The organism is Lysinibacillus sp. 54212, from assembly GCF_036662795.1.
In the GTDB taxonomy this organism is placed as follows: domain Bacteria; phylum Bacillota; class Bacilli; order Bacillales_A; family Planococcaceae; genus Lysinibacillus_B.
Genome location: NZ_JBAFWZ010000002.1, coordinates 1 through 19,344, shown reverse-complemented (window position 1 = coordinate 19,344; position 19,344 = coordinate 1). Strand labels below are relative to the sequence as shown.

The 19,344-nt window shown below is 41.3% G+C and carries 19 protein-coding genes, 1 rRNA gene and 1 riboswitch; of the genes, 1 reads left to right on the top strand and 19 read right to left on the bottom strand.

The annotated features are described in order from the left end of the window. Positions 1–15: 15 nt before the first annotated feature. The gene (locus V4T18_RS01885; protein WP_332645944.1) at positions 16–1,746 is read right to left on the bottom strand and encodes an adenine deaminase C-terminal domain-containing protein; all 1,731 of its coding nucleotides are present in this window, start codon (positions 1,744–1,746) and stop codon (positions 16–18) included. 184 nt (positions 1,747–1,930) lie between these two features. Here V4T18_RS01885 and V4T18_RS01880 point away from each other — a divergent pair, with 184 nt between their 5' ends. Beyond that, complete coding sequence (locus tag V4T18_RS01880) at positions 1,931–2,155, top strand: YgaP-like transmembrane domain (protein WP_332645943.1); 225 nt, start codon at positions 1,931–1,933, stop codon at positions 2,153–2,155. Between the two features lie 58 nt (positions 2,156–2,213). On the opposite strand, the gene purD is transcribed toward V4T18_RS01880, so the two are convergent. The 18 genes from purD to rrf all read right to left on the bottom strand — a co-directional run. Continuing rightward, positions 2,214–3,464, bottom strand: a complete 1,251-nt coding sequence (gene purD, locus V4T18_RS01875; RefSeq protein ID WP_332645942.1) for a phosphoribosylamine--glycine ligase — start codon at positions 3,462–3,464, stop codon at positions 2,214–2,216. A 123-nt stretch (positions 3,465–3,587) separates the two neighbouring features. Further along, complete coding sequence (locus V4T18_RS01870) at positions 3,588–3,734, bottom strand: hypothetical protein (RefSeq protein WP_332645941.1); 147 nt, start codon at positions 3,732–3,734, stop codon at positions 3,588–3,590. A 745-nt stretch (positions 3,735–4,479) separates the two neighbouring features. Next, the gene (gene purH, locus V4T18_RS01865; RefSeq protein WP_332645940.1) at positions 4,480–6,015 is read right to left on the bottom strand and encodes a bifunctional phosphoribosylaminoimidazolecarboxamide formyltransferase/IMP cyclohydrolase; all 1,536 of its coding nucleotides are present in this window, start codon (positions 6,013–6,015) and stop codon (positions 4,480–4,482) included. Between the two features lie 470 nt (positions 6,016–6,485). Further along, the gene (gene purN, locus V4T18_RS01860; protein WP_332645937.1) at positions 6,486–7,052 is read right to left on the bottom strand and encodes a phosphoribosylglycinamide formyltransferase; all 567 of its coding nucleotides are present in this window, start codon (positions 7,050–7,052) and stop codon (positions 6,486–6,488) included. Beyond that, entirely contained in the window at positions 7,049–8,107 is a 1,059-nt protein-coding gene (gene purM, locus V4T18_RS01855; RefSeq protein ID WP_332645935.1) for a phosphoribosylformylglycinamidine cyclo-ligase, read from the bottom strand. The genes purN and purM overlap by 4 nt, the downstream gene beginning before the upstream one ends. A 29-nt stretch (positions 8,108–8,136) precedes the next feature. Next, positions 8,137–9,555 carry an amidophosphoribosyltransferase gene (purF, locus tag V4T18_RS01850; RefSeq protein ID WP_332645933.1) on the bottom strand — a complete coding sequence of 473 codons (1,419 nt, stop codon included), beginning with the start codon at positions 9,553–9,555 and terminating at the stop codon, positions 8,137–8,139. Further along, complete coding sequence (gene purL / locus V4T18_RS01845; protein ID WP_332645932.1) at positions 9,531–11,765, bottom strand: phosphoribosylformylglycinamidine synthase subunit PurL; 2,235 nt, start codon at positions 11,763–11,765, stop codon at positions 9,531–9,533. Before purL ends, purF begins: the two co-directional genes overlap by 25 nt. Beyond that, positions 11,752–12,435 (bottom strand): phosphoribosylformylglycinamidine synthase subunit PurQ, encoded by a 684-nt coding sequence (purQ, locus tag V4T18_RS01840; RefSeq protein ID WP_332645929.1) that lies wholly within the window; start codon positions 12,433–12,435, stop codon positions 11,752–11,754. Before purQ ends, purL begins: the two co-directional genes overlap by 14 nt. A 4-nt stretch (positions 12,436–12,439) precedes the next feature. Then, a complete protein-coding gene (gene purS, locus V4T18_RS01835; protein WP_332645927.1) occupies positions 12,440–12,685 on the bottom strand; it encodes a phosphoribosylformylglycinamidine synthase subunit PurS in 246 nt (81 codons plus the stop codon). Between the two features lie 3 nt (positions 12,686–12,688). Beyond that, positions 12,689–13,399, bottom strand: coding sequence for a phosphoribosylaminoimidazolesuccinocarboxamide synthase (gene purC, locus V4T18_RS01830; RefSeq protein WP_332645925.1), 711 nt, complete (start codon positions 13,397–13,399; stop codon positions 12,689–12,691). Between the two features lie 17 nt (positions 13,400–13,416). After that, a complete protein-coding gene (gene purB / locus V4T18_RS01825) occupies positions 13,417–14,712 on the bottom strand; it encodes an adenylosuccinate lyase (protein ID WP_332645922.1) in 1,296 nt (431 codons plus the stop codon). Between the two features lie 14 nt (positions 14,713–14,726). Beyond that, entirely contained in the window at positions 14,727–15,851 is a 1,125-nt protein-coding gene (purK, locus tag V4T18_RS01820; RefSeq protein WP_332645920.1) for a 5-(carboxyamino)imidazole ribonucleotide synthase, read from the bottom strand. Beyond that, on the bottom strand, positions 15,848–16,336 hold the full coding sequence (gene purE, locus V4T18_RS01815; RefSeq protein ID WP_332645918.1) for a 5-(carboxyamino)imidazole ribonucleotide mutase: 489 nt from the start codon (positions 16,334–16,336) through the stop codon (positions 15,848–15,850). Before purE ends, purK begins: the two co-directional genes overlap by 4 nt. A 170-nt stretch (positions 16,337–16,506) precedes the next feature. After that, positions 16,507–16,606, bottom strand: a riboswitch (purine riboswitch). Between the two features lie 98 nt (positions 16,607–16,704). After that, positions 16,705–16,893, bottom strand: a complete 189-nt coding sequence (locus V4T18_RS01810) for an NETI motif-containing protein (RefSeq protein ID WP_332645915.1) — start codon at positions 16,891–16,893, stop codon at positions 16,705–16,707. Between the two features lie 129 nt (positions 16,894–17,022). Next, positions 17,023–17,391: a cupin domain-containing protein gene (locus V4T18_RS01805; protein WP_332645913.1), complete on the bottom strand. Its 369-nt coding sequence runs from the start codon at positions 17,389–17,391 to the stop codon at positions 17,023–17,025. 16 nt (positions 17,392–17,407) lie between these two features. Next, a complete protein-coding gene (locus tag V4T18_RS01800; protein ID WP_332645911.1) occupies positions 17,408–18,382 on the bottom strand; it encodes a quinone oxidoreductase family protein in 975 nt (324 codons plus the stop codon). 192 nt (positions 18,383–18,574) lie between these two features. Next, positions 18,575–19,120 carry an LptM family lipoprotein gene (locus tag V4T18_RS01795; RefSeq protein WP_332645909.1) on the bottom strand — a complete coding sequence of 182 codons (546 nt, stop codon included), beginning with the start codon at positions 19,118–19,120 and terminating at the stop codon, positions 18,575–18,577. Between the two features lie 141 nt (positions 19,121–19,261). Beyond that, a 5S ribosomal RNA gene (gene rrf, locus V4T18_RS01790) occupies positions 19,262–19,344 on the bottom strand; the annotation flags it as partial.

Below are 19,344 nucleotides of genomic sequence, written 5' to 3'. Positions count from 1 at the left end.
GATCTATCCCCTTCTTTAGCGCATTACAGACGGAATCATCACTGCATTTTTCATGACATCAAAGATCCCCCGTGGTGTAATACGAATGTATGGTAAATGTGTTGATTGTAAAAATAGTAGTGTATAAATTGCATCACAATGTTTATAGCCACGTGCTTGGAGGGCTTCTTTTAGCGCTACCTCTTTTTGTATTAGCTCTTCCACATTCCCTTCAAACATGGATCCGCCAATTGTTAATGGAATGCTTTCAACAACCTGTCCATCCTCTACTAGCACAATGCCTCCATTCATGCTCTTTAGTTCTTGGAATGCACATGCCATATCGTGAATGCTCTTCCCAATTAAAATGATATCGCCAGTATTCGAATAGGAGGATGCAAACCCTTTTACGCCCGTATCAAATCCTTTTATCATCGTATTAACGCGCCATCTCCCTTTACGATCAACGAGCATTAAATAGCTTTCATCGCTTCCTTCTGATAGCATGCTAGTATTTGCGTGAATTTTAGCACTATAAGGCTTTGTTATCACATCATTTACCATCCCGATTCCGATTGGCATTGAAAATTGGAAATCATCCTCTTGTAGATCAAAGTCAAGATCCAGCTTTCCAAAAAGAGACCAGTCCATTTTAGGGAATGTATAGCACTGAGCACCATCCCTCTTTAACCAAACTCCCTTTGATAGTACCGATTCAGGAGTTGGTGTGAGCTCGTCGGCTAAAATATTTAATGTGGCAAATCGACCAGTTGCAATCATTCCATGTAAGCCGGACATGTTATAATAGCGCGCTACATTATAGCTTGCCATTTGGTAGGCATCGATTGGAGAGACACCTGCATCTAGCGCCACACGAATACATTTGTCCATCACTCCGTCTTGGTGGAAGCTTGGCGTTGAGCCATCTGTAGTCATCATTAAGTGATCAAAAATAGCATGTTCTTTTTCTACGATACTTTTTAATAAATTCGGTAAATCTGGTCGAATGGATGAATGACGTAACGTCACTGCATAGCCATGCAAGATACGATTTTCAACTTCCTCAAGAGTCATCGCCTCATGGTCGCCATCCGCTCCTAAAAGCTTCATCTTAACTAATGTTCGTTCGGAGGCACCCGGAAAATGACCTTCAATTTTTTTCCCTTTATGCTTTGCTGATTGAATCCAATAGAGCATTTGGTCGTCACCGCGCAATAAGCGTGGCCAGCCCGTTAGCTCTCCTCCAAGTAAGACATCATGGCGATCTAGCCACTCTAGAACAGAGGCATTTGAAAATAACTCATCCTCATTTTCTAGCTCCGTTTGAGAATCAAAACGGCTCCACCAGTAGAATGAAAATGGCAGTTCATTCAATTGTTGGATTATTGTAAACGCTTTCTTATTTTGAAATGATAAAACAAACGTCATATTATCAGATAAAAATGTTGTCGTACCTGTTTGACTTGCAAATTGCGCAAATGATTGTGGGTTATATAGCTGGTATGGGTGCACGTGTGGCTCGATATAGCCCGGAACAATCGTTTTACCCTCTACATCAACGATTTCAGTTCTGCTCGTATTGACCGGCATTTCCTGTCCTACATAAACAATGCGATCTCCTAAAATCCAAATGTTCCCCAGCATCCATTTTTTATAAATGCTATGCAAATAACGAGCGTTTTTTAACACGATGGACGGTGCTCTCTTTCCATCTATAACAGCTACTTGCTCACGAATATTTTGTATTTTCCATTTTATTTCAGGCATATTCGAACACCCCTTCCAATTCAAAAATGATTAAACGTATAGCAGATTGTAAACAGCGTATACTACGAATGTTTTCTAAGCTGATAGCTTGCTCCTTGCTTAGACGATTTTATCGTAACATAGCACTTTCATAAAGCAAAGTACTTCAAAGGGATTATTTTACTTTATTGGGGAGGTGATAATTGTGCTAGAAGACAACATTTCAGAAAAAAATGCCTTTATACGTTTAATATGTGGCGTTTCGATGGTTTCATTCGGAACAGCAAGAATTGTGAATGATTCTAGCTGCATGATCGGCAAGGCAATGATTGTTGCTGGAGCTATGAAGGTAGCAGAAGGCATGTATCAATATTGTCCCCTTGTCGCACTAATGGATAAAAAAGATCCGATGGAAAGTATGATGGACTAGATATAACACTTTACAAAAAAGTAGGCAGTCGCAAACCAACGCGACTGCCTCTTTTTAATTATTGAAATGTACGCCAGCCGATATCTTTACGGAAGAAGAATTTATCCCATTCCTTTGTATCGATTGCTTCGTATACCTTTTCCTGTGCTTCTTTTAATGTTTCCGCCTTTGCAGCAACAAGTAATACACGTCCACCATTCCCTACATACGTACCGTCTACTAGCTTTGTGCCTGCATGATAAACAGGTAAACCAAGGTCATCTAGTGTTGGAAGTGGATTACCCTTCTCCACATCACCTGGATAGCCTTCAGCTGCAACAACAACACCTAGCATCGCCTCATTAGACCATTGTAGATCAAAGAACTTTTCTTCCATTAACGCCTTCATAAATAAACCGAAATCAGAAGTCATACGTGGAAGTACTACTTGCGTTTCTGGGTCACCGAAGCGCGCATTGAACTCGATTACTTTTGGTCCCTTTTCTGTTAAGATTAAACCTGCATAAAGAATACCTGTAAACGAAACGCCTTCTTCTTCCATTGCCTTCACTGTTGGCTCAACAATTTCAATATAAGCACGTGATACCACTTCTTGAGAAATTTGCGGCACTGGTGAATAAGCGCCCATACCACCCGTATTTGGACCTTTATCGCCATCGTATGCACGCTTATGATCCTGTGCAATAACCATTGGATAAATTTGTCCGTTATGCACGAATGACATGAATGAGAATTCTTCACCATCTAGGAATTCTTCAATAACAACTCGTGAAGAAGAATCGCCGAAACGTTGGTTACCAATCATATCATTTACTGCATCGATTGCTTCCTGCTCTGTCATCGCAACAATTACACCTTTACCAGCAGCTAAACCGTCTGCCTTAATAACGATTGGTGCTCCTTGCTCTTTAATATAAGAAATCGCTGGCTCTGCCTCTGTAAATGTTTCATAAGCAGCCGTAGGAATATTGTATTTTTTCATAATTTCCTTAGCATATGATTTTGAGCCTTCAATTTTTGCCGCTGCTTTAGTAGGACCAAAAATCGTTAACCCATGCTCTTGGAAGTAATCCACAATTCCTGCTGCAAGTGGCTGCTCAGGACCAACGAATGTTAAGTCAATCTCGTTTTCCTTTGCAAAAGAGACTAACGCTTCGAAGTCAAGCCCATCGATTGCTCTAACTTCGGCATCTCCGCGCATTCCGTCATTACCAGGTGCTACGAAAACTTTTTCTACGGATGGCGCAATGCTAAATTGCTTTGCAATCGCATGCTCACGACCACCACTACCGATTACAAGAATCTTCATATTTAATACCCTCCAGATAGGAAAATTTTATAATTGGTAAATCTCGTCTATGTATTAATAAACACCTCTTACCCTTTATATAGGCACAATGATGTTCATTTATTTTAGTAAAAAAACGCTCGCCTAACCAACATTAAGCGAGCGTTTTTTATTATGAAGCTCCTGTAATTGTATCCGACCAGAATAGTCATACAGCCTTACTTCATAATAGGTTGCCTTCCTCATCCCCCGGCCAAAGTGGATGATTCCTGCATATATATTTGATAGCATGTCCGGCCAAAGCCATGCTACCGATTGGGATGGATATTCTTCCGACCAGAAAGAATATCATCACCCTCATGTATAAACGCTTCTGCTACTACCCGGCCAGAGTAATAGCGAAACATTATTCTATTATAGCGTTACATAGACGAGTAAACCAAGCTTTTTTTATTAATGTTTGAAATGACGTAAAAATACACCTTTTATATTGTTAGTTAATTGTTGATTTCCGTTATGGCTAGGCGCTTTCCTGGGGGCGCCCGATGAGCCGCTTCACTCGTAATGCTCGCTGCAGGGTCTCATCTGGGACGCTAATCCCCAAGGAGTCGCCTAACCTCCACTCCAATCAACAAGCATCATTTTGTAATAGACATTGGAAAGAAATTTAAAATGGTATTCTCCAATAGATTTTTATCACAATGTGCCATGTAGTAATGGTGAATAAACACTATTAACTTTTTTAACATCGATTTACTCTATTACAGGCATAGGTTAAAAAATAAGATAAGGACTACGAAAACAATGTTGCGTATTCTGGAATCTCTGAACGATTTGTCAAAATCCTTAAGATGATTTATTTTTCATCCGAATCTGTAACAGTAGGATTTAAGTTGATTGGAGTGAAAAGCGGCGACTCCTGCGGGAAAGCGGAGTGATGAGACCCCGCAGGAGCACCTTGCGACGAGGAGGCTCAGCGCTTCGCCCGCGGAAAGCGTCCGCTTTTCACGGAGATCAACGGTTTTTCCATATCAAATTAATGTTTAAAATGACGTACGCCTGTGAATACCATTGCGATGCCATATTTGTTTGCCATGTCGATTGAATCTTGGTCTTTAATCGAGCCACCTGGTTGGATAATTGCCTTAATCCCCGCTTTTGCTGCAGCTTCTACTGTGTCGCTCATTGGGAAGAATGCGTCAGATGCTAGTGCTGCACCGTTTGCTTTTTCACCAGCTTGCTCGAAAGCAATTTTTGCTGCGCCAACACGGTTCATTTGACCAGCACCCACACCAAGTGTCATTCTGCTATCCGATACTACAATAGCATTCGACTTTACATGCTTTACAACCGACCAACCAAGCTGTAATGCATTCCATTCCTCTTCAGTCGGTTCACGGTCTGTTACAACCTTAATATCAGCATTGCCAAATCCTAAACGATCCGGCTCTTGAACAAGTAAGCCACCTTCAACAGAAACAACATTGAACTGATCTTGTTTTGCTTGTGAGAAATCAATTGTCATTAGTCGAATATTTTTCTTAGCCTTTAAAATATCAAGCGCCTCTTTTGTGAAGCTTGGTGCGATGATGATTTCTAAGAAAATACCTGAAAGCTTCTCAGCTGTTGCTTGATCTACTTCCATATTCAGTGCGATAATCCCACCGAAAATCGATGTTGGGTCTGCTTCATATGCTTTATTGAATGCTTCTTCGATTGTTACACCCGTACCAACACCACAAGGATTCATATGCTTCACAGCTACAGCAGCTGGCATTTCAAATTCCTTTACGATTTGAAGTGCGGCATTTGCATCTTGAATATTGTTGTAAGAAAGCTCTTTCCCGTGTAGCTGAGTTGCATACGCGATAGAGAAATCAGAGCCAAGACGTTTTTGATAGAATGCAGCCTTTTGGTGTGGGTTTTCACCATAGCGTAAGTTTTGCTTTAGCTCATACGTTAACGTTAAGTTCTCTGGGAACTCTTCACCAATCGCATCTGTTAGATGATTTGAAATGTAAGAGTCATATGCAGCAGTATGACGGAATACTTTTGCTGCTAAACGACGACGTGTTTCGATCGTTGTCTTACTGTCTGCTTTTAACTCTTCAAGTACGCCCTCATAGTCGTTTGCATCCACAATAACTGTTACATAATCATGGTTTTTCGCTGCTGAACGTAGCATTGTTGGACCACCGATATCGATGTTTTCAATAGCATCGTCCCATGATACGTTTGGCTTTGAAATGGTTTCAACGAATGGGTATAGGTTCACACAAACGATTTCTATTGGCTCAATGCCGTGCTCTTGCATTTGCGCCACGTGGCTAGGCTCATCAAATTTCCCTAATAATCCACCGTGAATCATTGGGTTTAATGTTTTGACACGACCATCTAAAATTTCAGGGAATTTAGTAACTTCATCAACAGCTGTAACAGGTACATTGTTATCTTGAAGTAATTTTTTTGTACCGCCAGTTGAAAGAACCTCGTAGCCTAATCCAACAAGCTCTTTTGAAAATTCTAAAATACCCTCTTTATTCGAAACACTGATTAGTGCACGTTTAGTCACAATAACGTCCTCCAATATGTTATAAGCCTCAATAGCTTTTTTTGTCATTTTCACAACAGGCAGTGCCTGCGCTCTTTTAAAAGTTAGTATACTAACAAGCGTGTCGAATTAACTTTAATCGTTAATAGAAACGTGTAATACGTTGATTTCCGCTCCATTCGGCTCGCTTTCCACGGGCATGGCTTCAGCCTCCTCGTCGCTCGTACCTCGGTGCTCCTGTCGCTGCGCTTTCGTCGCAAATAAATTTCCTGCGGGGTCTTCAGGCCAACACGATGTTGGTCACGAAGGCGTTGTCACAGGACGTGACGGTTTTAGCCTTCGTTCCTTTATTGCTATTCCCGTAGGAGTCTCGCCGATTCCACTTCAATCAACTGGGAATCCATTTTTAATCACTTTTTTATCAAAAACAGGCTTCTATAAAGGAAATATTTCGATAATCAACACACCTGGTATACTAATAAACTAGTACATCATTTACTGAATAAATTTTGTAATGTTTTTGTATAAAGTGCATGCTCTACGCTATGAATACGTTCTTCTGTCGCCTCACGGTTACCGTCTACAACTTCTACTGCTGCTTGTGCGATAATTGGACCTGTATCCATGCCTGCATCTACATAGTGAACTGTCACACCGGTTACTTTCACCCCATGCTCTAGTGCTTGACCAATCGCGTCCTTGCCAGGGAATGAAGGCAATAAGGATGGATGGATGTTAATAATGCGATTCGAATACGCATTCAGTAGCACATCACTCACTAATCGCATATAGCCTGCTAGCACAACCCACTCCACACCAAGCGCACGTAATTCAGCGATAATTGCCTCTTCATATGCTGCTTTTGATTCGAATGTTTTTGGTGAGAGCTCTAGTACTGGGATATTAGAGTTATTTGCACGTGTGACGACGTATGCACCCGGCTTGTCTGTTACAACAAGCTCAATGCTTGCATGTAAGTCTCCACGCTCAATTGCCTCTTGAATCGCTTGGAAGTTACTACCGCTTCCAGAAGCAAATACTGCAATTTTCGTCGTCATTCTACTAAACTCCCGTCATGCTCACCGTTGAAAATTACACCTTCACCTTTTACAACACGACCAATTTTATAAGCCTCTTCACCGTTTGCTTCTGCCGCAGCGATTACTTTTTCTACGTCCGCTTCAGGCACAGCCACTACAAAACCAACACCCATGTTGAAGACGTTGTATAAGTCTTTGTCCGCTAACTGTCCTTTATCTTTTAAGAATTCAAAGATGCGTAGTACTGGCCAAGTGCCTAAGTCGATTTCTGTCGCAAGACCTGCTGGCATCATACGTGGTAGGTTTTCATAGAAGCCACCACCCGTCACGTGTGCACAGCCATGCACATCGCCTGCTTTAAGCATAGCAAGTACTGGTTTTGCATAAAGCTTTGTTGGTTGTAGTAACGCTTCACCGATTGGACCTAAGTCTTCATAGCCTTCTACTACTTGATCGACTGCGAATTCATTATCCGCGAATACGATTTTACGCACTAAAGAATAGCCATTCGAATGCACACCGCTTGAAGTAAGACCGATTAGTACGTCGCCTTCTACGATTTTTTCACCTGTAATGATGTCCTTTTTTTCACAAGCACCTACAGCAAAACCAGCTAAATCGTATTCATCTTCCTCATAAAGACCCGGCATTTCTGCTGTCTCGCCACCGATTAAGGCTGCACCAGACTGCACACAGCCATCCGCTACACCTTTAACGATTTGCTCGATTTTAGCAGGCTCAGCCTTTCCAACCGCTACATAATCAAGGAAATAAAGCGGCTCTGCACCTTGTGCGACGATATCATTGACACACATTGCAACACAGTCAATACCGATTGTGTCGTGTTTATTGACCATAAAAGCAAGCTTTAATTTTGTACCAACACCGTCTGTACCTGAAATAAGAACAGGTTCCTTTAAGTTTAACGTAGACAGGTCAAACATCCCGCCGAAGCCACCAAATGTTCCCATCACACCTAAACGATTTGTACGTTCAACATGTGATTTCATACGCTTCACTGCTTCATAACCCGCTTCAATATTTACCCCTGCTTGTTCATATGCTTTTGACATAAGTCGTTAGCTCCTCCTTAATAAACCTTTTAACATTCTTTTTCATGTGGTAGGACTGTATCTGGGAAAATTTCTGTTGGATATTTTCCTGAGAAGCAAGCCATACATAAGCCACGGTTTTCATCTTCGAATGGACGTGCAGTCGCTTCAATCATACCTTCTGCTGAAAGGAATGTTATCGTATCTGCACCAATTGCTTCGCGAATTTCTTCGACACTATGACTCGACGCGATTAACTCTTCATGTGTCGATGTATCGATGCCGTAGAAGCATGGATCTGTCATTGGTGGCGATGAAATCACAACATGCACCTCTGTAGCCCCTGCATCCTTTAACATTTTGACGATTCGACGAGATGTTGTACCGCGCACGATTGAATCATCGACCATTACGACACGTTTGCCTTTTACTACTTGCAGAACCGGAGAAAGCTTCATTTTTACACCGCGCTCACGTAGCTCTTGTGTTGGTTGGATAAATGTACGGCCCACATAGCGGTTTTTAATTAAACCAAGCTCATATGGAATGCCACTTTCCTCAGCAAAACCAATAGCTGCAGAAATACTTGAATCAGGGACACCTGTTACAACATCTGCTTCGATACCGGCACATTCTTTAGCAAGCTGTTTCCCCATACGTTTACGCGCCATGTGTACATTAATACCGTCGATATCTGAATCGGGACGTGCTAAATACACATATTCCATTGCACACATCGCGCGATTATCTTTCGCTACGAAACGATCCGATTCTAAGCCTTTATCGTTAATAATGATTAATTCACCTGGCTCTACTTCACGTACATATTCTGCACCGATTAAATCAAATGCACATGTTTCAGAAGCAACGACCCAGCCGTCTCCTAATTTGCCTAATGACAGTGGGCGTAAACCGTGCATGTCGCGCGCAACCATCATCGTATCCTCTGTCATAATTAGGAATGAAAATGCACCTTTTAATAGGGACAATGCATTTTTCACCTTTGCACGGAATGGTGAATGCGTTGATTTTTTAATTAAATGCGCTAATACTTCCGTATCTGAAGAAGAGTGAAAAATACTCCCTCCGCGCTCTAAATATTGTTTTAAGTGATTCGCATTTACAAGGTTACCGTTATGCGCGATTGATAAACTGCCTGTTGATGAATGGAAAAGTAAAGGCTGGACATTTTGAGGACCAGCACCGCCTTGCGTTGTATAACGAACATGCGCAATCGCCGCTTTTCCTTTCACCTTGCTTAACTTTTCTTCGTTAAACACATCATTAACAAGTCCTTCGCCTTTTACGGCGCGCAGAGTAGAGCCGTCTGTAACGACAATACCTGCGCCTTCTTGTCCACGATGCTGTAATGCATGAAGTCCGTAATAGCTAATTTGTGCTGGATCTGAGTGTCCCCAAATACCAAAAACCCCACATTCCTCGTTTAAGCCTCTGATTTCAGCAAGCATGGGATTGCTCCTTTCCAAGCAGAACGGAATTCCTCCACTGTACCTTCTACAAGCACACCGTTGTCACCGTTAATAGTTAATGTTGCATCTTCTGTTACGACACCGATTTTTTGTGCGTCTTTTACGATTTCCTCAAATGCGGCTGCATTTTCTTCTTTTACTGTTAGGATAAAGCGAGATTGTGATTCGGCGAATAGAGCAGTAACGGCTGATCCTGTTAAGTTCGCTTTCACGCCTAAGCCGTTAGCTGCAAACGTTTTTTCTGCAAGAGCAACGGCTACACCACCCTCAGAAACGTCATGTGCCGATTGAACAAGACCAGCACGGATCGCTGCTAAAATTGCTGCTTGACGAGTTGCTTCCACGTCTAGGTCAATTGCAGGTGCTTTACCAGAAATTTGACCTTCGATTAATTTTTGAAGCTCCGAGCCACCGAATTCTGTCGCTGTTTCACCGATTAAATATACTAGATCTCCAGCTTGCTTCACTTCTTGTGTTGTTACGTGTTCAAGCTCTTTCACTAAACCAACCATACCAATTGTTGGTGTTGGGTAAACCGCTTCACCACTTCGCTCGTTGTACATAGATACGTTACCACCGATAACTGGTGCATCTAATGCTAAACATGCCGCTGAAATTCCATCAGCTGACTTTTGAATTTGCCAGAAGATTTCTGGTTTTTCTGGGTTACCGAAGTTTAAGCAGTCTGTAATCGCAAGTGGCTGCCCACCTGAACATACGATGTTACGTGCCGCTTCAGCAACTGCGATTTTACCACCAGTTTCTGGATCTAAGTAGATATAGCGAGAGTTACAGTCTGTTGTCATCGCTAATCCTTTATTTGTACCACGTACACGTAACACCGCTGCGTCAGAGCCTGGCGCTACAACTGTGTTTGTACGTACTTGATAGTCGTATTGATCATATACCCACTCTTTAGAAGCTACAGTAGGTGCTTGTAATAGAGCTGTTAGTGTTTCTTTATAATCTGTTACTGTTGGTTCAGCATTTTCCATCGCTTGGTACTCTGCGAAGTAAGCCGGCTCAGCATCTGGCATAATGTAAACTGGTGCGTCCTCTGCAAGTGCATCAGCAAGAACCTCTGCTACAACCTCACCTTTGTGGATTAAACGTAGCATTTTGTCATCTGTAACACGGCCTACTGCTACAGCATCTAAATCATATTTATCGAAGATTGCTTTAATTTCATCTTCACGACCAGCTTTTACAACCATTAACATACGCTCTTGAGATTCAGATAACATCATCTCGTAAGCTGTCATGCCTGTTTCACGCTGAGGAACTAAGTCAAGGTTCATCTCTACGCCAGTGCCAGCTTTAGAAGCCATTTCTGCTGAAGATGAAGTAAGACCTGCAGCACCCATATCTTGAATCCCAACAAGGGCATCTGATTTCACTACTTCTAGACATGCTTCTAAAAGTAATTTCTCCATGAATGGGTCCCCAACTTGTACTGCTGAGCGTTTTTCTTCTGTATCATCATTTAATTCCTCAGAAGAGAATGTCGCTCCGTGAATTCCGTCACGACCTGTTTTTGCCCCAACGTACATTACTGTGTTACCTACACCAGCAGCAACACCTTTTTGGATGTCCTTATGGTCGATTAAACCTACACACATTGCGTTTACAAGTGGGTTGCCTTCGTAGCAAGGGTCAAACTGAATTTCGCCACCTACTGTTGGAATTCCGATACAGTTACCGTAACCTGCGATACCTGCAACAACTTCTTCAAATAAGTATTTACCACGAGCTGATTTTAACTCGCCAAAGCGCAGGGAGTTTAGCATCGCAATTGGGCGTGCACCCATTGAGAACACATCACGGATAATACCACCAACACCTGTTGCTGCACCTTGGTAAGGCTCGATTGCTGATGGGTGGTTGTGAGATTCCATTTTGAATACTACCGCTTGCTCGTCACCGATATCCACGATACCCGCACCCTCACCAGGACCTTGTAGGACTTGAGGACCTTTTGTTGGGAATTTGCGTAGGACTGGCTTTGATTTTTTGTATGAGCAGTGCTCTGACCACATTACTGAGAATAAACCGATTTCCGTCCAATTAGGCTTGCGTCCCCCTAATTTTTCTACCGCTAAATCGTATTCCTCATCTGTCATACCCATGTCCGCATAAAGACGCTCGACTTTAATTTGCTCCGGAGTTGGCTCGAAATTATTTGTTGACATGTTGTTCCCTCCACTGCTTCACAATTGATTTGAATAATTTTAGACCATCAGCACCGCCAACGATTTCGTTCGCTGCACGCTCTGGGTGAGGCATCATACCAAGCACGTTACCTTGCTCGTTAATAATTCCTGCAATATCCTCTAAAGAACCGTTCGGATTTTCACCTGAGTAAGTGAATACGATTTGGTTGTTTGCTTTTAAAGCTGCTAACGTTTCTTCGTCACAGTAGTAGTTACCTTCACCGTGTGCGATTGGAATATTAATCACTTCATCTTGCTCGTACTGATTTGAGAATAATGTGTTGTTATTTTCAACTTTTAACTGTACTGTACGGCACATGAATTTTAAGTTTTTGTTGCGTAGTAGTGCACCTGGTAATAAACCGGCCTCTGTTAGGATTTGGAATCCATTACAAACACCAAGTACTGGCTTGCCCTCTGCTGCAAATTTCTTTAATGCCGTCATAATGTTAGATTGGTTAGCCATCGCGCCACAGCGTAGATAGTCACCATAAGAGAAGCCACCAGGTACTAATGCACCGTCGAAGCCCTCTAAGCTACTTTCTGTATGCCAAACGTATTCTACTTCTTCACCTAATTCGTCTTTGATCGCATGATACATGTCGATATCACAGTTAGACCCTGGGAAAACGAGTACTGCAAATTTCATAGTATTATGCCTCCTCGATTTCGTAGCGATAGTTTTCAATAACCGTGTTTGTTAACATTTTTTCACACATTTCTTTAACGATTGTATCGATATCACGGTCTGTATCAGCGATTGTAACTTCAAGGTATTTACCGATACGAACATCTGCTACTTCACCATAACCGATTTTCTCTAATGAACCTTTTACTGCTGAACCTTGTGGATCTAAAATACTTTCTTTTAATGTTACGTAAACTTTAACTTTTTTCATTGTCTATTTTCCTCCAAGTCTAGTAAGTATGATTTCATAAACTTCTGTTAAACTGCCAAGATTACGGCGGAACACGTCTTTATCAAGCTTTTGCTTCGTTTTGGTATCCCAAAGACGACAAGTATCTGGTGAAATTTCATCAGCAAGTAACACATTTCCATTGGCATCACGACCAAACTCAAGTTTAAAGTCGATGAGCTCTACCCCTACCTCAGAAAAGATTGGGCGGAGCACTTCGTTGACGCGAAGACCTCCGTCGTATAGTGCTTGTACCTCTTCCTGAGTCGCAAGACCGAGCACATCGATATGCTCTGTCGTAATATGTGGGTCCCCTAAATCATCATTTTTGTAGTAATACTCTACAATCGGACGCTTCAGTGGTGTGCCCTCTTCTAGCCCTAATCGTTTTGCGAGTGAGCCTGCCGCAATATTACGAACGACAAGCTCGATTGGAATGATATCGACTTTTTTGACAAGCTGCTCATGATCAGAAATGCGTTGCACGAAATGTGACACAATTCCGGCTCCTTGTAATTTTTCGAATATTAGCGTTGTAATGCGGTTATTTAGCACACCTTTACCCGCAATATCTTCCTTCTTTTCACCATTGAATGCTGTTGCACTGTCCTTATATTCTACAAAAAGGATTTCTGGATCCTCCGTAGAGTATAATCGCTTCGCTTTACCTTCGTACAAAAGTTGACCTTTATTCATGACATGTTCCCCCTAGATTAGTTTAGACCGCAACGTTCGAAGATAAGATCGACGTTTTGGATGTGATAGTTGTAATCAAAGCAATCGTCTAGTTCCTCTTTTGATAGCAGCGATGTAATTTTTTCATTCGCCTCTACTAATGGTCGGAATTGTGTTTGCTCGTCCCATGCACGCGCTGTTAATGGCTGCACAGTATCATACGCTTCTTCACGTACTAAACCTTTATCGATTAACGCAAGTAGGATTCGCTGCGAATAAATAAGTCCAAATGTGCGATCCATATTACGTTTCATATTTTCAGGGAATACAGTTAAGTTTTTCACGATGTTACCAAATCGATTTAACATATAATTTAAAGCAATCGTTGCATCTGGAATAATAACGCGCTCTGCAGATGAATGTGAAATATCACGTTCATGCCATAGGGCTACGTTTTCAAATGCCGTCATCATGTAACCTCGAATTAGACGAGCCATACCCGTCATATTTTCAGAGCCGATTGGGTTACGTTTATGCGGCATAGCAGAAGAGCCTTTTTGACCTTTACCGAACGCTTCCTCGACTTCGCGTGTCTCTGACTTTTGAAGACCGCGAATTTCTGTTGCAAACTTTTCAATCGATGTCGCAATTAATGCAAGTGTACTCATGTACTGTGCATGACGATCACGTTGTAATGTTTGCGTTGAAATGGGTGCTGCTTCTAAACCTAAGTGCTCACATACGTATGCCTCTACACGAGGATCAATATTTGCATATGTGCCAACTGCGCCGCTCATTTTACCTGCTTCAATAATCTTCGCTGCCCCTTCAAAGCGCTCTAAGTTACGCTGCATCTCCTGGTACCATAGGGCAAGCTTTAAGCCAAATGTTGTTGGCTCTGCGTGTACGCCATGTGTACGGCCCATCATTACTGTGTATTTATGCTCTAAGGCTTTTTCACGAATGATGCCTATGAAGTTGTGTAAATCTTTGCGAAGAATATCATTTGCTTGTTTGATTAAGTATGACAGCGCCGTGTCAACTACGTCAGTTGAAGTTAAGCCGTAGTGCACCCACTTGCGCTCCTCACCAAGTGTTTCCGATACTGCACGTGTAAACGCAACAACGTCATGGCGAGTTTCCTGCTCAATCTCGTAAATACGGTCTACATCGAAGGATGCATGCGCGCGAATTTTCGCTACGTCCTCTTTCGGAATGTCACCGATTTCCGCCCAAGCCTCACAAGCTAAAATTTCGACTTCCAGCCATGCTTGAAACTTGTTTTGCTCAGTCCAAATAGCACCCATTTCAGGTCGTGTATAACGTTCGATCATAGTATGTGCTCCTTCTACTCTGGCCAGATACCAGAATCCTTGATTTGTTTTAGTGTAGTATTTACATCATCCGTCATAATTGTGACGTGACCCATTTTACGGTTTACCTTTGCTTCAGCTTTTCCGTATAAATGAACCGACCAATCAGGATACTTCGAAATAGAGTTTGTCAATGGCACTACATGTTGCCCTAGTACGTTCACCATAATAGATGGTGCCCATAGCTTTGGCTTGCGTAGTGGCCACCCGCACACAGCACGGATATGCTGTGTAAATTGTGAAATATTACAAGCTTCAATAGAATAATGACCTGAGTTATGTGGTCGTGGTGCTAATTCATTGATGACGATGCTGCCATCTTCTAGCACAAACATCTCTACCGCTAATGTACCGATTAAATCGAGGTGATCCGCAATTTTCGCTGCTTCCTGCTCTGCTTGGGCAGCCGTTTGCTCTCCAATACGAGCCGGTACAATTGTTTCATGTAAAATATGATGTACGTGAATGTTCTCCCCTACTGGTAGGCAGTATGTCTCGCCATTTCCGTTTCGTTGAACAATCACCGATATTTCTTTTGTAAAAGGTACAAAGCCTTCAGCAATACATATAGAATGTGCAAAAAGCTCTTGTGCTAACGGTAAATCTTCTTTTGCTTTTAGTAGCTGCTGTCCCTTACCGTCATAGCCACCACGTGCTGTCTTAACAATACATGGGAAACCGATTTCGTCAATTTTCGCAACAAGCTCCTCATAATTCGCCGCTACAACATATGGAGCTACTGGACAACCAGCCTCGACAATCGCCGCTTTCTCTGTCACACGGTTTTGTGTTATACGAACTAATTCAGCACCTTGAGGCACATACGCTATTTCTGTTAAACGCTTCAAGCCTTCATAGTCAATATTTTCGAATTCGTAAGTAATAACATCACTTACTTCTGCTAATTCCTCTAGGGCTGCTTCATCATCGTATGGTGCGACAATACGAATATCTGCAACTTGTCCACATGGCGAATCCATCGCTGGCTCTAGTACGGCAATTTTATAGCCTGCTTCCTTCGCAGCAACTGCCATCATACGTCCAAGCTGACCGCCACCGATAATCCCTATTGTTTGACCTGGATAAATCATTTTCGTCACACTAAGTCACCTGTGCTTTCCAATACTTGCTGCTTCGTTGCTTCCCGACGAGCGTCTAGCTTTGAGGCTAATCCCTCTTCTGTCGTCGATAAAATTTGTGCTGCCAGTAAGCCTGCATTTGTTGCACCTGCTTTTCCGATAGCTACTGTTGCTACTGGAACTCCACCAGGCATTTGTACGATTGAAAGAAGTGAATCCAAACCGTTTAATGCTCGAGATTGAACTGGAACACCAATGACAGGTAATGTCGTTTTCGCTGCAACCATACCTGGCAAATGAGCCGCACCTCCAGCACCTGCAATAATTACTCTAATACCTCGACCGCGAGCAGCCTCAGCATACTCAAACATTAAATCAGGTGTACGGTGTGCTGAAACGACTTGCTTTTCGTATGGTACCTCTAATTCATCTAAAATATCACATGCATGCTTCATTGTTTCCCAGTCACTAGAACTGCCCATTATAACGCCAATTTTCGGATTCATAGGTTTCGCTCCTTTTAAACATCTTCTTCATTGCGCATTATTTCATTTAATAATGAAAAAAGTCCCCAAATAAACTACTCTCTATGCATAAGAAAGCAGTTTACTCGAGGACTTAAATTAAAAGAATATGTAGACAAAAGCATCCGATTCCACACCCTTTTCTCATCATTCCTAAAGTTGCTTTCCCGCATAGTCCGGAATTTACGGTACCGGGTAGAGACACTAGAGCCATATTCTCTAGCATATATGTGGGTTATAAATGTTTTTCCTTTTCACATTTTAACAAGGGAACCCAATAAAATCAATGTTAAAATGCGAACGATAAATTTTCAGAAAACGGTATTGTTCGGATTTTCATTCATTTACATTTAATCTTCTATTAATATAGCCTTAAATTTAATTTTTTGACGAAGGTACGTCGGTTCTCCGTCCACAAGGTGAAACACCGGCTCCTCTTTTCGACCGAATGCCATATAACCGTCCTTCTTCATTCGTTCCAAACATTGCTCGATTGTTTCATTTTCTTGTACTTCATACCAAACTTGTTTCTTTGACAAATATGCCCATCCTTCCTCACACTAAAGGTTGCTATTACTATAACATGTTCTCTCTAAATCGTAATAAATTATAGTGAGAAAATTGTGAACGATTCGTCACAGTTATCTATTATTCAATAAAATATTTTTTCACTTTTTCATTTCCATGCTCGGTAGTAATACATGGCTAGTATTTAACTCCTTACTCTCAATTACTATAGCTGTTATTCCTTTTTTAGATACCGTTTCGTGCCATTCTCCTTTACACCACAAAACAGCCTCACCTTCGTGTAAAGGTATTAGCTTATTATCCTCATTTCTGACTAACGCCTCTCCTTGGAGGATATACAATAATTGCGGAACAACTGCTTGATGATAGCCGATAATGCCATTTTCCTTTAAAGTAATCAAACTAATTTTGGCTTCTTCTTTTAGTTGAATAAATTGATTTATGCAAAAGTTTGAATTAAAATGTGTAACTTGAATCCCTTCGCCTCTTCGTAGCTCAAAAAATTCCATTCTCACATTCCCCCGTTTACATTTCCGATATTTTAACTAACACTTTTCCTTCGTAACTTCGGCTTTGAATTAATTGATGAGCCTGTGCTATATTACTTAAATCAAAAATGGCTGCGACAGGAAGCATAATTTTATTTTCAGTAAACAACTCAATGACTTTTTCTGCAACGGGAGCCAATCGGTTGGGATCATGCTTTCTTGTCGTTCCTAAGCTAAAGCCTTTTACATTCTGACAGCTGCTATGCACATCACTTGTTTTAAAGGTCCCTGCTCTACCACTGCTATTTCCAAATTGCACAAGAGTCCCGTAGAGAGCCAGGCATTGTAAGCTTTTTGATGTAACATCACCTGCAACAGAGTCAAATATAACGTCTGCCCCCTCATTATTCGTGAGTTTCAGTACTTCCTCAACAAATGTGTCATACGTACATACGACATCTGCTCCTAAATCTTTTACATATTGTGCTTTTTCTAAGTTGCCTACTGTTGTAATAATCTGTTTCACACGGGCAAGCTTTGCCAGTTGCACAAGCATGGAGCCTACACCGCCAGCCCCACTATGAATGACAATTACATCCGTTGGTTTTATCTGCCCTATTTCATGGATAAGCATATATGATAGGATCGAAACCGTTGGAAAGGTTGCTGCCCTTTCGAATGTTAAACTATCCGGTATTTTATAGACTAATTGCTCGGACGCAACAACATATTCCGCATACGATCCATTCTTCGGAAAGGCAATTACACGATCACCTTTTTTAAATGAGCTATTTTCATTCGTCTCTTCAACTGTTCCAGCAACATCTAAACCTAATATGAGTGGGAATTGACCCTTTCCCTTATTACCGATACGTTTTTTAATATCTGCATAATTTACACTTGTGTATGCTGCTTTTATTAGTACTTCGTTTTCACCTATAGCTGGCCTGTCAATGTCCGTATACAAGAGAACATCTACATTACCAAACTCATGCTGAATTACCGCTTTCATTTCATTCCCCTCCAGTCTCTTTTACTATAGCTTACTCTCCTAAAAGGCATAAAAACAATATGAAACGACTAATCATTTTAATTTTACATTTTCATTCCATGCATCAAGAGCCTGATTTATAAAAAAATAAGCATAATCAAATATATATTTGATTACACTTTTGTAGTAGGTTCTTACGAAAAGGTTTCCATTTTAGTTATCTTTTAACCATTCCTTGTATTCCTCTTGTGTATATTCGTCCGTTTTCACAACAGTCCATTGATTCTCTATTCGCTTTAAGAAAATCTTAATTAGATGTTCTCCCCCAGACTCATCAAAATCATTTCGTAAATACGTAACCGCTCCGTGAACAAGAACTATTATCTCATTTTCATTTATTGTTTGTACTTTAATTCGTTCATACGCTTCTATATTGTAATTAGCGTCAATTAATTCAAAATCTTTATTTAAAGTTTCAACCTCATACTTTTCTACATTAATCCCTAGATTACGGTCTATACTATTCTTTAATTCAGGGTATCTTTTCCATAAAATATTGATATCATCATTTATGACTGCCTGGGTTCTATAATACATATACTCTCTAATTGGCTTAGTATAGTTCACCCAAGAGGATGACTCTGGTTCGATAAATTCTATCTCTTCTTTAGATTTATCATTGGGGGCTGATTTTTGATCACAGCCTACTAAGGTTGATACAATAACCATTATTAGGATTCCTGTTAGTAGCTTCTTCATATTGTTCTCCTCATACATGACGATATTTTACACTTCAGCGATATTTCAACATAAAATCGGAAGAATTTCACACTTATTATATAGATAATTTTATAATAGCAAAAGAAAAAAGCCTGAGATAATTCTCAGACCTTTGTTTGTGCCTAGCGATGTCCTACTCTCACAGGGGGAAGCCCCCAACTACCATCGGCGCTAAAGAGCTTAACTTCCGTGTTCGGTATGGG

What these genes read in the sequence shown, in the direction of transcription:
- V4T18_RS01885 (WP_332645944.1), bottom strand. Translation starts at nt 1,746, where the DNA reads ATGCCTGAAATAAAATGGAAAATACAAAATATTCGTGAGCAAGTAGCT.
- purD (WP_332645942.1), bottom strand. Translation starts at nt 3,464, where the DNA reads ATGAAGATTCTTGTAATCGGTAGTGGTGGTCGTGAGCATGCGATTGCA.
- V4T18_RS01870 (WP_332645941.1), bottom strand. Translation starts at nt 3,734, where the DNA reads ATGCTATCAAATATATATGCAGGAATCATCCACTTTGGCCGGGGGATG.
- purN (WP_332645937.1), bottom strand. Translation starts at nt 7,052, where the DNA reads ATGACGACGAAAATTGCAGTATTTGCTTCTGGAAGCGGTAGTAACTTC.
- purM (WP_332645935.1), bottom strand. Translation starts at nt 8,107, where the DNA reads ATGTCAAAAGCATATGAACAAGCAGGGGTAAATATTGAAGCGGGTTAT.
- purF (WP_332645933.1), bottom strand. Translation starts at nt 9,555, where the DNA reads ATGCTTGCTGAAATCAGAGGCTTAAACGAGGAATGTGGGGTTTTTGGT.
- purL (WP_332645932.1), bottom strand. Translation starts at nt 11,765, where the DNA reads ATGTCAACAAATAATTTCGAGCCAACTCCGGAGCAAATTAAAGTCGAG.
- purQ (WP_332645929.1), bottom strand. Translation starts at nt 12,435, where the DNA reads ATGAAATTTGCAGTACTCGTTTTCCCAGGGTCTAACTGTGATATCGAC.
- purS (WP_332645927.1), bottom strand. Translation starts at nt 12,685, where the DNA reads ATGAAAAAAGTTAAAGTTTACGTAACATTAAAAGAAAGTATTTTAGAT.
- purC (WP_332645925.1), bottom strand. Translation starts at nt 13,399, where the DNA reads ATGAATAAAGGTCAACTTTTGTACGAAGGTAAAGCGAAGCGATTATAC.
- purB (WP_332645922.1), bottom strand. Translation starts at nt 14,712, where the DNA reads ATGATCGAACGTTATACACGACCTGAAATGGGTGCTATTTGGACTGAG.
- purE (WP_332645918.1), bottom strand. Translation starts at nt 16,336, where the DNA reads ATGAATCCGAAAATTGGCGTTATAATGGGCAGTTCTAGTGACTGGGAA.
- V4T18_RS01805 (WP_332645913.1), bottom strand. Translation starts at nt 17,391, where the DNA reads ATGGAATTTTTTGAGCTACGAAGAGGCGAAGGGATTCAAGTTACACAT.
- V4T18_RS01800 (WP_332645911.1), bottom strand. Translation starts at nt 18,382, where the DNA reads ATGAAAGCGGTAATTCAGCATGAGTTTGGTAATGTAGATGTTCTCTTG.
- V4T18_RS01795 (WP_332645909.1), bottom strand. Translation starts at nt 19,120, where the DNA reads ATGAAGAAGCTACTAACAGGAATCCTAATAATGGTTATTGTATCAACC.